The organism is Saliniferula longa (assembly GCF_050789285.1).
GTDB lineage: Bacteria > Pseudomonadota > Alphaproteobacteria > Rhodobacterales > Rhodobacteraceae > CAVPWP01.
This window is the reverse complement of record NZ_JBOUVX010000001.1, coordinates 117,790-133,955: the sequence shown is the minus strand read 5'-3', so window position 1 is coordinate 133,955 and position 16,166 is coordinate 117,790. Positions and strand designations below refer to the sequence as shown.

Annotated in this window: 11 protein-coding genes; 9 read left to right on the top strand and 2 right to left on the bottom strand. The window is 68.2% G+C overall.

Features of this window, described 5'->3' with window-relative positions; genetic code table 11:
• Positions 1-176: 176 nt before the first annotated feature.
• The 9 genes from xdhA (at position 177) to ACRDNQ_RS00505 (ending at position 12,724) form a co-directional block, all read left to right on the top strand.
• A complete protein-coding gene (xdhA, locus tag ACRDNQ_RS00545; protein ID WP_431826669.1) occupies positions 177-1,598 on the top strand; it encodes a xanthine dehydrogenase small subunit in 1,422 nt (473 codons plus the stop codon).
• Positions 1,595-3,898, top strand: a complete 2,304-nt coding sequence (gene xdhB / locus ACRDNQ_RS00540) for a xanthine dehydrogenase molybdopterin binding subunit (RefSeq protein ID WP_431826668.1) — start codon at positions 1,595-1,597, stop codon at positions 3,896-3,898. The genes xdhA and xdhB overlap by 4 nt, the downstream gene beginning before the upstream one ends.
• Positions 3,895-4,842 (top strand): xanthine dehydrogenase accessory protein XdhC, encoded by a 948-nt coding sequence (gene xdhC, locus ACRDNQ_RS00535; RefSeq protein WP_431826667.1) that lies wholly within the window; start codon positions 3,895-3,897, stop codon positions 4,840-4,842. Before xdhB ends, xdhC begins: the two co-directional genes overlap by 4 nt.
• On the top strand, positions 4,839-6,368 hold the full coding sequence (locus ACRDNQ_RS00530; RefSeq protein ID WP_431826666.1) for an ABC transporter ATP-binding protein: 1,530 nt from the start codon (positions 4,839-4,841) through the stop codon (positions 6,366-6,368). Before xdhC ends, ACRDNQ_RS00530 begins: the two co-directional genes overlap by 4 nt.
• 6 nt (positions 6,369-6,374) lie before the next feature.
• Positions 6,375-7,460, top strand: a complete 1,086-nt coding sequence (locus tag ACRDNQ_RS00525) for an ABC transporter permease (RefSeq protein ID WP_431826665.1) — start codon at positions 6,375-6,377, stop codon at positions 7,458-7,460.
• Entirely contained in the window at positions 7,460-8,392 is a 933-nt protein-coding gene (locus ACRDNQ_RS00520) for an ABC transporter permease (RefSeq protein WP_431826664.1), read from the top strand. Before ACRDNQ_RS00525 ends, ACRDNQ_RS00520 begins: the two co-directional genes overlap by 1 nt.
• A 53-nt stretch (positions 8,393-8,445) precedes the next feature.
• Positions 8,446-9,528 (top strand): BMP family ABC transporter substrate-binding protein, encoded by a 1,083-nt coding sequence (locus ACRDNQ_RS00515; RefSeq protein WP_431826663.1) that lies wholly within the window; start codon positions 8,446-8,448, stop codon positions 9,526-9,528.
• A gap of 151 nt (positions 9,529-9,679) precedes the next feature.
• Positions 9,680-11,581 carry an amidohydrolase gene (locus ACRDNQ_RS00510; protein WP_431826662.1) on the top strand — a complete coding sequence of 634 codons (1,902 nt, stop codon included), beginning with the start codon at positions 9,680-9,682 and terminating at the stop codon, positions 11,579-11,581.
• Positions 11,582-11,653: 72 nt separating this feature from the next.
• Complete coding sequence (locus ACRDNQ_RS00505; RefSeq protein ID WP_431826661.1) at positions 11,654-12,724, top strand: NAD(P)/FAD-dependent oxidoreductase; 1,071 nt, start codon at positions 11,654-11,656, stop codon at positions 12,722-12,724.
• A 3-nt stretch (positions 12,725-12,727) separates the two neighbouring features.
• Here ACRDNQ_RS00505 and ACRDNQ_RS00500 read toward each other — a convergent pair whose 3' ends face one another.
• Together ACRDNQ_RS00500 and ACRDNQ_RS00495 are read right to left on the bottom strand one after the other, a co-directional pair.
• On the bottom strand, positions 12,728-13,369 hold the full coding sequence (locus tag ACRDNQ_RS00500; RefSeq protein WP_431826660.1) for a Hint domain-containing protein: 642 nt from the start codon (positions 13,367-13,369) through the stop codon (positions 12,728-12,730).
• Between the two features lie 235 nt (positions 13,370-13,604).
• On the bottom strand, positions 13,605-16,106 hold the full coding sequence (locus ACRDNQ_RS00495) for a GcvT family protein (protein ID WP_431826659.1): 2,502 nt from the start codon (positions 16,104-16,106) through the stop codon (positions 13,605-13,607).
• Positions 16,107-16,166 lie beyond the last annotated feature (60 nt).

Here is a 16,166-nt window from a genome sequence, read left to right as displayed (position 1 = left end):
CCCACGCCATATCTTCGGGCGCTGGCGAACACCGGCCACCCCGCGCCAAGGGCTTGCCTTCGCAGCGGTTTCCCGCTTTCCTGTTTCACGGTCGACAGCAAAGCGGGCCACGTTCTACGCCGCATCGAACGTGGGGGGACCTCCCGCAGGTCCAGGGTAACGCGGCAGAGTTTCAGATGTCCGAGATTGCGTTTCTTCTGAACGGAGAGACCGTGAAGCTGGCGGATGTGCCGCCGACCCGAACCCTTCTCGACTGGCTGCGCGAGGATCGCGGGCTGACCGGCACGAAGGAAGGCTGCAACGAAGGCGATTGCGGCGCCTGCACGGTGATGGTGACCGACGACAGCGGCGCGCGGGCTCTCAACGCCTGCATCCTTTTCCTGCCGCAGCTTCAGGGCAAGGCGGTGCGCACCGTCGAAGGCATCGCCGGCCCCGGGGGCGCGCTGCACCCTGTCCAGCAGGCGATGATCGAGCATCACGGCTCGCAATGCGGCTTCTGCACGCCGGGCTTCGTCGTCTCGATGGCGACAGCGCACCTCAACGGCCGGCGCGATTTCGACGACCAGCTTGCCGGCAACCTGTGCCGCTGCACCGGATACGCCCCGATCGTCCGCGCCGCCGAGGCGGCGGCCGATGCGCCGGTCCCCGACTGGCTGCGCGACGACCTGTCCTCCATCGACCCCGAAGTATCCTCGGGGGGCGCTCCGGCGCAGCCGGAGCGGGGGGCAGACGGCCCCCCTCCGACGTGGATCGCCCCACGGGACGCCGAAACGCTTGCGGACTGGTACTCGGCCCACCCCGAGGCCACGCTGGTCGCCGGGGCCACCGATGTGGGCCTGTGGGTCACCAAGGCCCTGCGCGAGCTTCGCCCGGTGGCCTTCCTGTCGGGGATCGTCGATCTTTCCGGGATCGACGTAACCGACGACTCGATCCGCTTCGGCGCGACCGCGACGCTGACCGATGTGGCTGAGGCGGTCCGCCCGCATCACCCCGATTTCGCCGAGCTCATTCGCCGCTACGGATCGGTTCAGGTCCGCAATGCCGCGACGATCGGCGGCAACATCGCCAACGGCTCGCCCATCGGAGACAGTCCGCCGGCGCTGATCGCGCTGGGGGCGACGCTGCACCTCAGGAAGGGCAATGCGCGGCGCGAGATGCCGCTTGAAAACTTCTTCCTCGACTACGGCAAGCAGGACCGCCAGCCCGGCGAGTTCGTCGAGGCGGTCGCGATCCCGCGCCAGCCCGACCGGCTGCGCTGCTACAAGCTGTCGAAGCGCTTCGACCAGGACATCTCGGCCGTCTGCGGCTGCTTCTCGATCACGGTCGAGGACGGCATGGTCGCCGCCGCGCGCATCGCCTTCGGCGGCATGGCGGGCATCCCGAAACGCGCGGCCCATGTCGAGGCCGCGATCACGGGCAAGCGCTGGAACGAGGACACCGTGGCGGCCGCCTGGGAGGCGTGGGAGCACGACTTCACCCCCATGTCCGACATGCGCGCCTCGGCCGAGTACCGCCTGCACGCGGCACGCAACATGCTGACGCGCTGCCTGCTCGAGGATCTGGGCGCGGTGACGCGGGTGCTCGAGGTGCAGCCATGAGCGTGGCGAAACCCCTGCCCCACGATGCCGCGGCGCTGCATGTGACCGGACAGGCGCGCTATGTCGACGACATCCCCGCACCCGCCGGCACGCTGTCGCTTGCCTTCGGAACCGCGAGCATCGCCCATGGCCGGATCGTGTCGATGGACCTCGACCCTGTGCGCAGGGCCCCGGGCGTGGTGGCGGTGCTGACAGCCGCCGACCTGCCCTTCGCCAACGACGTCTCGCCCTCGGTCCATGACGAGCCGCTGCTGGCCAAGGACACCGTGCACTACCTGGGCCAGCCGATCTTCGCGGTGGTGGCCGAAAGCCACCTGGCCGCGCGCAAGGCCGTGCGCAAGGCCGTCGTCGCCTACGAGGACTGGCCGGCGCTTCTGACGATCGACGCGGCGCTGGCCGCGAACAGCCGCTTCGAGGACGGCCCCCGCGTCTATGGGCGGGGCGACGCCGACGCCGCCATCGCCGCCGCACCCCATGTCCTGACCGGCCGCTTCGAGATCGGCGGGCAGGAGCATTTCTACCTCGAAGGACAGGCCGCGCTGGCGCTGCCGCAGGAAGGCGGCGACATGATCGTGCATTCCTCGTCCCAGCATCCCACGGAAATCCAGCACAAGGTGGCCGAGGCGCTGGGCCTGCCGATGAACGCGGTGCGGGTCGAGGTGCGGCGCATGGGCGGCGGATTCGGCGGCAAGGAAAGCCAGGGCAACGCCCTTGCCGTGACCTGCGCGGTGGCCGCGCGCCTCACCGGGCGGCCCTGCAAGATGCGCTATGACCGCGACGACGACATGGTCATCACCGGAAAGCGCCACGACTTCCGCATCGACTACCGCGTGGGCGTCGACGACGAGGGGCGCATCCTCGGGATCGCGTTCGTCCAGTATGCCCGCTGCGGCTGGAGCCAGGACCTGTCACTGCCCGTGGCCGACCGGGCGATGCTGCACGCCGACAACGCCTATGTCCTGCCCGCCGTGCGGATCGAAAGCCACAGGCTGAAGACCAATACCCAGTCGAATACCGCGTTCCGCGGCTTCGGCGGGCCACAGGGCATGATCGGGATCGAGCGCGTGGTCGACCACGTCGCCCATCACCTGGGCCGCGATCCGCTTGAGGTGCGGCTGGCCAACTACTATGCCGCCGCGCCGAAAAAGCGGAAGAAGGGGCGCGAGGTCCAGACGACCCCCTACCACATGCCGGTCGAGGACTTCATCCTGCACGACCTGACCGCGCGACTGGTCGAGACGTCGGACTATTCCGCCCGCCGCGCGGCGATCGCCGAATGGAACGCGGCGAATCCGATCCTGAAGAAGGGCATCGCGCTGACGCCGGTGAAGTTCGGCATCAGCTTCACCCTGACCCACCTCAACCAGGCGGGCGCGCTGGTTCACGTCTATCAGGACGGGTCCATCCACATGAACCACGGCGGCACCGAGATGGGACAGGGCCTGTTCCAGAAGGTCGCGCAGGTCGCGGCGAGCCGCTTCGGGGTGAACGTGGGACGGGTGAAGATCACCGCCACCGACACCGCGAAGGTGCCCAACACCTCGGCCACGGCGGCCTCGTCGGGGTCGGACCTTAACGGGATGGCCGTCAAGGCCGCCTGCGACACGATCCGCGACCGGCTGGCCGCCTTCGTTGCCGAACGCTACCAGGCCAAGGCCGCGAAGGTCCGCTTCGAGGACGGCATGGTGCACGTCGGACGCGAGGCGATCCCCTTCGACGACGTCGTCCGCGACGCCTACATGAACCGGGTCAGCCTGTCGGCCACGGGCTTCTACCGGACGCCCAAGATCGTCTGGGACCGGATCCGGGGCGAGGGCCGGCCCTTCTACTACTTCGCCTACGGGGCCGCCGTCACCGAAGTCGTGATCGACACGCTGACCGGCGAAAACCGCATCCTGCGCACCGACATCCTGCACGACTGCGGCGCCTCGCTGAACCCCGCGATCGACATCGGGCAGATCGAAGGCGGCTTCGTCCAGGGCGCGGGCTGGCTGACCACCGAGGAACTCGTCTGGGACGACAAGGGCCGTCTGCGCACCCACGCGCCGTCGACCTACAAGATCCCGGCCTGTTCGGACCGCCCGCGCGTCTTCAACGTGGCCCTGTGGGACGGCGAGAACCGCGAGGACACGATCTATCGCTCGAAGGCGGTGGGCGAGCCGCCGCTGATGCTGGGCATCTCGGCCTTCCTGGCGCTGTCGGACGCGGTTGCGGCCTGCGGCACGGGCTATCCCCATCTTGACGCGCCGGCGACGCCCGAGGCGATCCTGCGCGCCGTCGAACGGGTCTGCGCGGGATGAGCTTCGACACCGACACCCTTGCCGCGACGATCGCGCGCGAAGGGCGCGTCGCACGGGTCGTGGTGGCCGGCGTCGAAGGCTCGGCCCCGCGCGAGGTCGGCGCGGCGATGCTGGTCTGGCCCGGCGGCCAGTCCGGCACGATCGGCGGCGGCGCGCTGGAACACGAGGCCGCAGCCCGGGCGCGCGCCGTTCTGGCGACGGGGTCAGACCGGCTGGACCGGCTGCCGCTGGGCCCCGCGCTGGGGCAATGCTGCGGCGGCGGCGTGACCCTTCTGACCGAAGTCTGGGATGCGGCGCGGCTCGGGCCGGCGACCGGCGAGGCGATCGCCCGCCCGCTGCCCGGCCCGGCAACGGCGATGCCGCTTGCGGTGCGGCGGCTTCTGAACGCGGCGCGGGCACAGGGCAAGGCCCCTGGCCCCGGCATCGTCGCGGGCTGGATGGTCGAGCCGCGCCAAAGGCCCGCTCGGGCGCTTTGGCTTTACGGGGCGGGCCACGTCGGGCGCGCCATCGTCGACGTTCTGGCCCCCCTGCCCGAAATCGCGATCACCTGGGTCGACACCGCGCCAGACCGCTTTCCCGACGCGATCCCGCCGCGCGTCACCCGGCTTGTCGCCGTGGCCCCCGCCGAGGTGGTGCGCTATGCCCCGCACGAGGCCGAGCATCTGGTGATGACCTATTCCCACGCGCTCGACCTCGAACTCTGCCATCGGCTTCTGCATCACGGCTTCCGGCGCGCGGGCCTGATCGGTTCGAAGACGAAGTGGGCGCGCTTCCGGTCGCGCCTGCGCCAGTTGGGGCACGAGGACGCCCAGATCGCGCGCATCGCCTGCCCGATCGGCGATCCGTCCCTTGGCAAGCATCCGCAGGCCATTGCCGTGGGGGTCGCGGCCGCGCTACTGAAGGACCAACGGACCGAGAGCGCCGAAAAGGACGCCACAGGGTGACGGGGACGAAATCACTTCTGACGATCGACGGCCTGACCAAGGCCTATCCCGGCGTCGTCGCCAACAGCGATGTGTCCTTCGAGATCGCCCAGGGCGAGGTGCACGCCCTTCTGGGCGAGAACGGCGCGGGCAAGTCGACGCTGGTGAAGATGATCTATGGCCTCGTGCGGCCGGATTCGGGGGCCATGCGCCTGAATGGCACGGCCTATGCCCCCGCCTCGCCCCATGTAGCGCGGCAGGCCGGCATCGCGATGGTGTTCCAGCACTTTTCGCTCTTCGAGGCGCTCGACGTGGCCGAGAACGTGGCGCTGGGGATGGAGAACCCGCCCCCCGCGCGCGAGCTGGCAAGCCGCATCCGCCACGTGAGCGAAACCTACGGCCTGCCGCTGGACCCGCACCGCCTTGTGGGCGACCTGTCGGCCGGAGAACGCCAGCGGGTCGAGATCATCCGCTGCCTGCTGCAGGACCCCAAGCTTCTGATCATGGACGAACCGACCAGCGTGCTGACCCCGCAGGAGGTCGGCATCCTGTTCGAAACGCTGCGGAAGCTGTCGTCGGAAGGCACGGCGATCCTCTATATCTCGCACAAGCTTGAAGAGATCCGGTCGCTCTGCGACGCGGCGACGATCCTGCGGCTGGGCAAGGTCGTGGGGCGCTGCAACCCGCGCGAAAAAAGCGCGCGCGACCTGGCCGAGATGATGGTGGGCACGACGCTGCTGACGCCGAAACGCGCCAGCGAAAGCCTTGGCCCGGTGGCGCTGCGGCTCAACGCGCTGTCGGCGCCCGCGCCCACGGCCTTCGGCACGCCGCTTCGATCGGTCGCCTTCGAGGTGCGCGAAGGCGAGGTGCTGGGGATCGGCGGCGTCGCCGGAAACGGCCAGGACGAGCTTCTGGCGGCGCTTTCGGGCGAACTGCGCAGCGACCCCGAAGCGATCGAGCTTGGCGACACGCCGATCGGGCACCTCGGTCCCAATGCCCGCCGCAGGCTGGGCATTCTTGCCGCGCCCGAGGAACGGCTGGGCCACGCCGCGGCCCCCGACATGAGCCTGACCGAAAACGCGGTGCTGACCGGCACCGTGCGGCAGGGTTTCGCCAACCGGGGCTTCCTTGACTGGCCGAAGGCCCGGACCTTCGCCGAAAAGGTCATCGCGGCCTTCGACGTGCGCACCCCGGGACCCGAGAACGCGGCGCGATCCCTGTCGGGGGGCAACCTTCAGAAATTCGTCATCGGCCGCGAGATCCTGCAGGAACCAAGGGTGCTTGCGGTGAACCAGCCGACCTGGGGCGTCGACGCCTCGGCGGCGGCGGCGATCCGGCAGGCGATCCTCGACCTGGCCGGGCGCGGCGCGGCGGTGATCGTGATCAGTCAGGATCTGGACGAACTGATCGAGATCTCGGACCGTTTCGCGGCCTTGAACGAAGGGCGGCTCTCTGCGCCCCGGCCGACCCAGGACCTGACGATCGAGGCGATCGGGCTGATGATGGGCGGCGCCCACGACATGGAGGTCGCGCATGTCGACGGCTAGGCAGCCATGATCCGGCTTGAACGGCGCCCGCAGCCCTCGCGCGGCTGGACGGCGGCGACGCCGCTTCTTGCCGTGCTCGCCACGATGATCGCGGGCGGGATCATGTTCGCGGCCCTGGGCAAGGACCCGGTTGCGGCGATCCGGCTGATCTTCTGGGACCCGCTTTTCAACGAACAGGTCGCGGCCTATTCGCGGCCGCAGCTTCTGGTCAAGGCCGGGCCGCTGATCCTGATCGCCATCGGCCTGTCGCTGGGCTTTCGCGCGGGCATCTGGAACATCGGCGCAGAGGGGCAATACATCATCGGCGCGATCTGCGGCGCGGGCGTTGCGCTGGCGCTTTACCCGCTCGAAGCCTGGTGGATCTTTCCGCTGATGGTGATCGCGGGGGCGCTCGGCGGCTGGGCCTGGGCGATGATCCCGGCCATCCTGCGCACGCGCTTCAACACAAACGAGATCCTCGTATCGCTTCTGCTGGTCTATGTCGCGCAGAACATCCTTGCGTCGATGTCGCTGGGGCTTCTGCGCAACCCCGAGGGCGCGGGTTTCCCCGGCAGCCGCAACCTTCAGCAATACCCCTCGGCCGCCAATACCGAGCTGATCGCCGGCACCGGCATGCACTGGGGCGTCGTGGCGGCCTTCATCGCGGTGATCTTCGCCTACGTGCTGCTCAACCGGCATATCATGGGGTTCAACATCCGCCTTGCGGGGCAGGCCCCGCGGGCCGCGCGCTTTGCGGGCATCTCGCCCAATCGCCTGGTGATCTTCTGCCTTGGCCTGTCGGGCCTTCTGGCCGGCATGGCCGGGCTTTTCGAGGTGGCGGGGCCGGCGCGGCAGATCTCGATCGACTTCAACGTGGGCTACGGCTTCACGGCGATCATCGTAGCCTTCCTTGGCCGGCTTCATCCGGTCGGCATCCTGCTGGCGGGCCTTCTGATGGCGCTGACCTACATCGGGGGCGAGCTTTCGCAGTTCATGCTGGGCATCCCGGCCGCGGCGATCCAGGCCTTTCAGGGGATGCTGCTGTTCTTCCTTCTGGCGGGCGATGTACTGACCAACTATCGCATCCGGCTTGGCCGGGCAGAGGTGGCGTGATGGATCTGTCCTCGATCAACCCGATCCTCCTTGCGGCCTCTCTCATGGTCGCGGCGACGCCGATCCTGCTGGCGGCCATCGGCGAGCTTGTGGTCGAGAAGGCGGGCGTCCTGAACCTGGGCGTCGAGGGGATGATGATCATCGGCGCGGTCACCGGCTTCATCGTCGCCGTCGAAACCGGCAGCCCGACGCTGGGCTTTCTGGCGGCGGCGCTGGGCTCGGCCGCCTTCTCGATGATCTTCGGATTGCTGACGCAATACCTCCTGTCGAACCAGGTCGCGACGGGGCTGGCGCTTACGCTGTTCGGACTGGGGTTCTCGGCGCTGATCGGACAAAGCTACGTCGGCATCCGCGCGCCCCTGGTGCCGGACTGGAACATCCCGCTTCTGGCCGACGTCCCCGTGATCGGACCGGTGCTGTTCCAGCACGATCCGGTCGTCTACCTGTCGCTTGTGATCGTCGCGGGGGTCTGGGCCTTCCTAAAGTACACCCGCGCGGGCCTTGTCCTGCGCGCGGTCGGCGAAAGCCACGACAGCGCCCATGCCCTTGGCTACAAGGTGGTGCGCATCCGCATCGCCGCCATCGCCTTCGGTGGGGCCTGTGCCGGGCTGGGCGGGGCCTACCTGAGCCTTGTGCGCGTGCCGCAATGGACCGAAGGCATGACCGCCGGCGCGGGCTGGATCGCCCTTGCCATCGTGGTCTTCGCGTCCTGGAAACCCTGGCGCGTTCTTCTGGGCGCCTACCTTTTCGGCGGAATAGCGGTTTTGCAGCTGAACCTGCAGGCCGCAGGCGTGAAGGTTCCTGTCGAAATCTTGTCGATGTCGCCGTATCTGATAACGATCCTCGTGCTGGTCATCATCTCGGCCGACAGGTCGCGCGCGGCGATGAACGCGCCGGCCTCGCTTGGCCGGGTTTTCCACGCCTCGAACTGAGGCGCCACTTCACCGGGGCCTTGGGGAGCCCCGCAAAACAGGGAGTATGTTTCGTGAAAAGAAGAACGCTTCTCGCCTCGGGCGCTGCCGCCGCGACGGCCGCGGCGCTGGGCCTGCCCGCGCGGGCACAATCGCCGCTGAAGGTCGGCTTCGTCTATGTCGGCCCGATCGGAGACGGCGGATGGACCTTCCAGCATGACCAGGGCCGGCTTGCCGTCGAAGCGCAGTTCGGCGACGCGGTCGAGACCGTCTACCAGGAAAGCGTGCCCGAAGGCGCGGACGCCGAGCGCGTGATGGCGCAGATGGCGCTGTCCGGCTGCGGCCTGATCTTCACCACCTCCTTCGGCTTCATGGACGCGACCGTGGCCGCGGCCGAGAAGTTCCCGGACGTGAAGTTCGAACATGCCACCGGCTACAAGCGCGCCGCGAACCTGGCGACCTATGACGCCCGCTTCTACGAAGGCCGCGCCGTCATCGGGCATATCGCGGGCCGGATGACGAAGACGAACAAGATCGGCTACATCGCCTCGTTCCCGATTCCCGAAGTGATCCAGGGCATCAACTCGTTCTTCCTGCACGCCCAGAAGGTGAACCCCGAGGTCGAGCTTGTGGTGATCTGGGCCTACACCTGGTTCGACCCGGCGAAGGAAGCCGATGCCGCCAAGGCGATGATCGAACAGGGCGTCGACGTGATCGCCCAGCACACCGATTCGACCGCGCCGCTGGCCGAAATGGCGAAGACACCGGGCGTCATCGGCTTCGGCCAGGCGTCCGACATGGCCGAGTACAAGCCCAGCCCGCGCGTGGCCTCGATCATCGACGAATGGTCGCCCTACTACATCAAGCGGGTGCAGGCCGTTCTCGAAGGGACCTGGGAATCGACCCACAGCTGGGGCGGAATGACCGAGGGAGAGGTGGTGATCGGCGAGATGACCGATGCCATCCCGGAAGAGATCCGCGCCGAGGCGCAGGGCATGATCGACGCGATCACCGCCGGCACCTATCACCCCTTCACCGGACCGATCGCCAAGCAGGACGGATCGGTCTTCCTGGCCGAGGGCGAAGTGGCGACGGACGAGCAGTTGGTCACCATGAACTTCTACGTGCAGGGCATCACCGGCGACATTCCCAGCTGAGCGGTGCCTGTCTTCAACGGCGTGAAGCCCGGGTCATCGACCCGGGCTTTTCGTTTCCGCACAATGTACTTGGCACCGGGGTGAGCCACACCAAGGGTGACAAACCGGGTCTCTGTGCTAGGGTTTCTTCACCTTGAAGGGGGACTTCAGCATGAACAGACTTGCCGCCACCGCACTTGCCATCGCGATCGCCTGTCCGGTGGCGGCCCAGGATAGCGCCGACACGATCTACTTCGGTGGGCCGATCCTGACGATGGACGACGCGGCCCCGCGGGCCGAGGCCGTGGCCGCGAAGGACGGCACGATCCTTGCCGTGGGCGCGCTGGCCGACCTGTCGGCGCTTCAGGGCGAGAACACCGAAACGATCGACCTTGGCGGGCGCACGATGCTTCCCGGATTCGTCGACGCCCACGGCCACGCGATGATGATCGGGCTTCAGGCGCTGTCGGCCAACATGCTGCCCGCACCCGATGGCGAGGTGAACGACATCCCGGCGTTGCAGCGGGTCCTGGGTGAGTTCGCCGAGGCCTTCCCCGAACGGGTCGCCGCCGGCAACCTTTTGCTGGGCTTCGGCTACGACGACAGCCAGCTTGCCGAACTGCGCCACCCGACGCGCGCGGACCTGGACGCCGTCAGCACCGACATCCCGGTCGTCATCATTCACCAGTCCGGGCATATCGGCGTGCTGAACTCGAAGGCGCTCGAAGTCGTGGGCTTCGACGCCCAGACGGCCGAGCGTCCCGGCGGGGTGATCCGGCGCGAGGCCGACGGCACCCCGAACGGCGTGCTCGAGGAAACCCCCTTCTTCGAGGCGCTGATGGGTCTTCTGGGCGCGCTTGACGAAAACGCCATGCGCGTGATGTTCCGCGCCGGGACCGAGCTTCTGGCAAGCTACGGATACACGACCGGTCAGGACGGCCGGTCGAGCGCCGGCCAGGCGCAGATCATGCAGGCCGTGGCGACCGAGGAAGGCCTTGATATCGATGTCGTGTCCTATCCGGACATCCTCATGGACCGCGACTTCATCCTTGCGAATGCCCGCCGCGACTATGTCGACGGGTTCCGCGTGGCCGGCGCCAAGCTGACCATCGACGGCTCACCGCAGGGCTTCACGGCGTTCCGCGACCGGCCCTATTACAACCCGCCGCCGACCTTTCGCGGCGACTACGTCGGCTACACGGCGGCCAGCAACGATCAGGTCTTCGATGCCATCGACTGGGCCTTCGCCAACGACATCCAGATCCTGACCCATTCGAACGGCGAAGGCGCGTCCGACATCCTGATCGCCGCGATCCGGCAGGCGACCGAGGTTCACGGCCCCGCAGACCGCCGGCCAGTCCTGATCCACGGCCAGTTCCAGCGCGAGGATCAGGTGCAAGCCTTCGTCGATCTCGGCGTGTTCCCCTCGCTCTTCCCGATGCATACCTTCTACTGGGGCGACTGGCACCGCGACCGCACCGTGGGGCCGGTGCTGGCCGAGAACATCTCGCCCACGCAGTGGTACCTCACGCGCGGGTCGATGTTCTCGTCCCACCACGATGCCCCGGTGGCCTTCCCCGATTCCATGCGCATCCTCGACGCGACCGTCACGCGGCGGTCGCGGTCGAACGACATCATCGGCCCCGACCAGCGCGTCGACGTGATCACGGCGCTGAAGGCGATGACGATCTGGCCCGCCTTCCAGCACTTCGAGGAAGACCGGAAGGGGTCGATCGAAGTGGGCAAGCTTGCCGACTTCGTGATCCTCAGCGACGACCCGACCGCCGTCGACCCCGAAACCCTCGACAGCCTGACCGTGATGCGAACGATCAAGGGCGACCAGGTCGTCTATGACGTGGGCACGGTGAAGGACGGCCACCTGATCTATCGGCCGGGATCCGGCGATCAGGGCACACTGTCGCGGGTCCTGATGGCGGGCGCGCCCTGGATCGGGCAGCCTGCGCCGCAGTCGATGGTCGATGTCGCGTTCCGCCGCGCGATGGCGCGTCAGCCCGACCCGCACGCCGCGCTTCACGCCATCGACCGGGTGATGAACGGCATCCTGCGCGAGTGACCTCGTCAGGGGGTTTTCCCCGCCCTGCAACTGTGATTGCTTGCCGCCCGGAACGGAAAAGGACGGCAGGCAATGAGCGATTTCCTGGTGATCGGCGGCGGCATCGCGGGCGTGTCGGTGGCGGCGCGTCTGGCACCCCACGGCAGTGTGACCCTGCTCGAAGCCGAGACGGCGCTTGGCTATCACGCCTCGGGGCGGTCGGCTGCGCTTTACGAGGCCAGCTATGGCAGGCCCACGACGCTGGCGCTGAACGAAGCAAGCCGCGACCACTTCGTGACGGGCGGATATCTTGGCCCGCGTGGCCTGATGGTCGTCGCCGCCCCGGACGAGATCGACGCCTTCGAGGCTGATCTTTCCGAAATGAAGATCCCCGAGATCGGCCCGGACGAGGCGCTGGGCTTGGTTCCGATCCTCCGGCGCGACCGCCTTGCGCGGGCGGCCTGGCACGAAGATGCCTGGGACGTCGACACCGACCGGCTGATCCAGGACTTCGCGCGCACCGTGCGCGCCCATGGCGGTGCCGTCCTGACCGGCCGCAGGGTCGGGGCCATCGCGCGCGAGGGCACGCTGTGGCGCGTCATGGCCGGGGACGAGGCGTTCACGGCCCCGATCCTGGTCAACGCCGCCGGCGCCTGGGCTGACCGCATCGCGGTGCTGGCCGGCGTGCCCCCCCTTGGGCTGCAGCCGAACCGCCGCTCGATGGCCCGCATCCCCGCGCCCGGCGGCCACGACGTCAGTGGATGGCCCATGTTTTTCGGCGCGGGCGAAGGCTGGTATGCCAAGCCGGATGCGGGGAAACTGCTGGTCTCTCCCGCCGACGAAGACCCGATGGAACCCTTCGACGCCTGGCCCGACGACATGGTGCTGGCCGAAGGGCTGGCGCGCTACGAGGCGATGGTGACCGAGCCGGTGACGCGGGTCGAGACAAGCTGGGCGGGCCTGCGCACCTTCGCGCCCGACCGCTCGCTGGTCCTGGGGCCCGAGCCCGGGGTTGCGGGCTTCTTCTGGTCTGCGGGTCAGGGCGGCTACGGCTTTCAGACGGCGCCTGCCGCGTCGGCCTGCCTTGCGGCGCAGATCACCGGCGGGTCGCAGCCCATGCCGGCCGACATCCTGCGGGCGCTTCAGCCCGCGCGGCTGCGCTGAAGATCAGGCGAAGTCGGGGCGGTAACGCGGCGCCTCGGGCGTCGGATATTCCGCAGGCGGATAGGCCGACGGCGCCCTCAGCAGTTCGGGGAAAAGCCGGGTGATGTCGTCGGTCACGTCGCGCGACAGCGCACAGAGCGCCGACGCCGTGGGCAGGAAGCTTTCGACCGGCAGACCGTTCGCGGTGAAGACCTGGTGGTGGTCGAAGACGACGTTGTAATAGGTCACTTCCTCCGCCGAGCGGTCGATATAGGCGGCGTCGTTGACCCCGGCGAGATCGCGCGCGGGGATCAGGCAGGCGGTGGTGTCGGGCACGTCCTGAAGCCGCCAGCCCGGGATCAGCACACGATGGGCGCCGCCCACCAGGAGATCGCGCTGGGGCATCATCGGGCCGATGGCGCGGGGCTTCAGCCGCACCGGCGCAAGCGACGGGTCGGCCGCGATTTCGGTGGCCGTCAGCGTGCGGCGCCAGACAAGGCGCACAGGCTGAAGACCGTTGTCGCGGGTGACGATAAGGTCGCCCTTGCGCAGATTCTCGATCCGCCGGCTGCCGCAGGGGGTGCGCAGGTTCGCCCCGGCGCAAAGCCCGAAGGCCCCTGCCTTGGCCACCACCGAGGTCTCCGAGATTTTGGTCACCACAGTCATCGCGCGTGCATCCCTCAGCCGTCGCCCTCTCGCTTAACCAGCCTAGGTCGAAATGTGTCCACAATAGGGACGGCGGATGGAGAATCCGGGAAAGCGACCGCGAATTGCCGCAGTCTGGGACGCGAAACGTTAACAAAGCCTTTTTGGCGGGCGGATCGTCGCCGGCGACATGCCGGTTTTCGCGCGCCGCGGCGAAGAAATGCGGCGGAAACCGGCCCGCCGCACCGCGCAATGTTCACCCGTCGGCGCGAATCGTCGCGTTTTGCGGGTCGTAGGGGCTGTCTTCGGTGACCACGGCATCCCACAGCCGGGTCTGCATCCGCACCTGAAGCCGCGTCCCCGGGACCGCCAGGTCGGGACGGACATAGCCCATGCCGATCGACTTGCCGAAGGCCACCGACCAGCCGCCCGACGTCAGCCGCCCGACCCGGTCATCAGCGTGATAGAGCGCCTCGCGCCCCCAGGGGTCTGCGTCGGCCGGTCCGTCGATCAGCATCGTGACACAGCGCGACCGGATGCCGGTCTCGAGCATCCTGTCCTTGCCGTGGAAATCCTTGTCGAGGTCCACGAAACGGTCGAGTCCGGCCTCAAGCGGGGTCGCGTCGCGACCAAGTTCGGTGCCGAAGGCGCGATAGCTTTTCTCCTGCCGCAGCCAGTTCTGGGCGCGCGCACCCACAAGCGTCAGCCCGTGCGGCGCCCCGGCCTCCATCAGCCTGTCCCAGAGATAGGTCTGCATCTCGATCGGGTGATGAAGCTCCCATCCAAGCTCGCCGGTATAGGCCACGCGGATGGCGCGGACCGGGCACATCAGAAGCTCGATCTGCCGCACCGACAGCCAGGGGAAGCGCTTGTTCGACAGGACCGTGGCCGGGTCGGCGTCGCGGACCAGCGCCTTCAGGATGTCGCGCGACCGCGGCCCGGCCAGCGCGAAGACGCCCCATTGCGTGGTCACGTCGTCGACAGCCACCCAGCCGCCGCCGGCACCCATGAAATCCTCGGCGGCCTTCGTCAGATGGTCGCCGTCATACGCGGCCCACGCCCCGGCCGAGACGAGGTAGTAGTCGTCTTCGGCCAGGCGGACGATGGTGTATTCGGTCCGCACCGTGCCGTGCGAGGTCAGGGCATAGGTCAGGTTGATCCGCCCCACCTTCGGTAGCCGGTTGCAGGTCAGATGGTCCAGAAACGCCGTCGCCCCCGGCCCGCGCACGCGGTGCTTGGCGAAGGCCGTGGCGTCGATCAGGCCCGCCGCCTTGCGGATCGCGGTGGCCTCTTCGACCGCGTACTGCCACCAGCCGCCACGCCGGAAGCTGCGGGCGTCGTGGTCGAACCCGTCGGGCGCATCTGCGGGGCCGTAGTAGTTCGGACGCTCCCACCCGTTGACCTGCCCGAACTGCGCGCCCCGCGCCTTCTGCCGGTCATAGGCGGGCGAGGTGCGCAAGGGACGGCAGGCTTCGCGCTCTTCGTCGGGGTGATGCAGGATGAAGACGTGGGAATAGCATTCCTCGTTCTTCCGCGCCGCGTATTCCGTCGTCATCCACGAGCCGTAGCGGCGGGGGTCGAGGCTGGCCATGTCGATCGCGGCCTCGCCCTCGACCATCAGCTGCGCGAGGTAGTAGCCCGCCCCGCCCGCAGCGGTGATGCCGAAGGAAAAGCCCTCGGCCAGCCACATGTTGCGCAGGCCCGGCGCGGGTCCGATCAAGGGGTTGCCGTCGGGGGTATAGCAGATCGGGCCGTTGAAATCGTCCTTCAGGCCCACCGTCTCGGAGGATGGGATGCGGTGGATCATCGACAGGTATTCCTGCTCGATCCGCTCCAGATCGAGGGGGAAAAGATCGGCGCGGAAGCTTTCGGGCACTTCGTAGAGGAAGCGCGCGGGTGCGCCCTGTTCGTAGGGGCCAAGGATCCAGCCCCCGCGTTCCTCGCGCACGTACCACTTGGCGTCGGCGTCGCGCAGCACCGGATGTTCTGGGTTCGACTTGCGCCAGTCGACCAGCGCGGGATCGGGTTCGGTGACGATGTACTGATGTTCGACCGGGATCGCGGGGATCCTGATCCCCAGAAGCCGCGCGGTCCGCTGGGCGTGGTTGCCGGTCGCGGTCACCACATGCTCGGCGTGGATCACCTCGCGCTCGTCCGTGGGCACCAGGTTGCCGCCCCGGTCGGCCATCTTCGTGACCGTCACTTCCCAATGGTCGCCCGTCCAGGCGTAGCCGTCGACCTGCCATTTCCGCTCGATCGTCACCCCGCGCAGGCGCGCGCCCTTGGCCATGGCCTGGGTCACGTCGGCCGGATTTATATAGCCGTCCGTGGGATGGTAGATCGCGCCCTGAAGATCGTCGGTCCGCACCAGGGGCCAGCGGTCCCTGATCTGCGCGGGCGTCAGCCACTCGAAGGGCACGCCGCAGGTTTCGGCGGTCGCGGCGTACAGCATGTATTCGTCCATGCGCGCCTGCGTCTGCGCCATGCGCAGGTTGCCCACCACCGAGAAGCCGGGGTTGAGGCCGGTCTCTGCCTGAAGCGTCTTGTAGAGCTTGATCGAATAGTCGTGGATATGGGTGGTGGCGTAGGACATGTTGAAATAGGGCAGCAACCCCGCCGCGTGCCAGGTCGACCCGCTGGTCAGTTCATCCCGCTCGAGCAGCATGACGTCGTCCCAGCCCGCTCGCGCCAGATGATAGGCGATCGAGGTGCCGACCGCGCCTCCGCCGACGACAAGCGCCCTGACATGGGTCTTCATGGCCCGACTCCCTCCCGGTCACCGTTTGGCGTCACTCTGGCGAAATTCGCAGGGCGGGAA

Excerpts from the sequence above, each read along its gene's own strand:
- xdhA (WP_431826669.1), top strand. The coding sequence starts at position 177 with ATGTCCGAGATTGCGTTTCTTCTGAACGGAGAGACCGTGAAGCTGGCG.
- xdhB (WP_431826668.1), top strand. The coding sequence starts at position 1,595 with ATGAGCGTGGCGAAACCCCTGCCCCACGATGCCGCGGCGCTGCATGTG.
- xdhC (WP_431826667.1), top strand. The coding sequence starts at position 3,895 with ATGAGCTTCGACACCGACACCCTTGCCGCGACGATCGCGCGCGAAGGG.
- ACRDNQ_RS00525 (WP_431826665.1), top strand. The coding sequence starts at position 6,375 with ATGATCCGGCTTGAACGGCGCCCGCAGCCCTCGCGCGGCTGGACGGCG.
- ACRDNQ_RS00520 (WP_431826664.1), top strand. The coding sequence starts at position 7,460 with ATGGATCTGTCCTCGATCAACCCGATCCTCCTTGCGGCCTCTCTCATG.
- ACRDNQ_RS00510 (WP_431826662.1), top strand. The coding sequence starts at position 9,680 with ATGAACAGACTTGCCGCCACCGCACTTGCCATCGCGATCGCCTGTCCG.
- ACRDNQ_RS00505 (WP_431826661.1), top strand. The coding sequence starts at position 11,654 with ATGAGCGATTTCCTGGTGATCGGCGGCGGCATCGCGGGCGTGTCGGTG.
- ACRDNQ_RS00500 (WP_431826660.1), bottom strand. The coding sequence starts at position 13,369 with ATGACTGTGGTGACCAAAATCTCGGAGACCTCGGTGGTGGCCAAGGCA.
- ACRDNQ_RS00495 (WP_431826659.1), bottom strand. The coding sequence starts at position 16,106 with ATGAAGACCCATGTCAGGGCGCTTGTCGTCGGCGGAGGCGCGGTCGGC.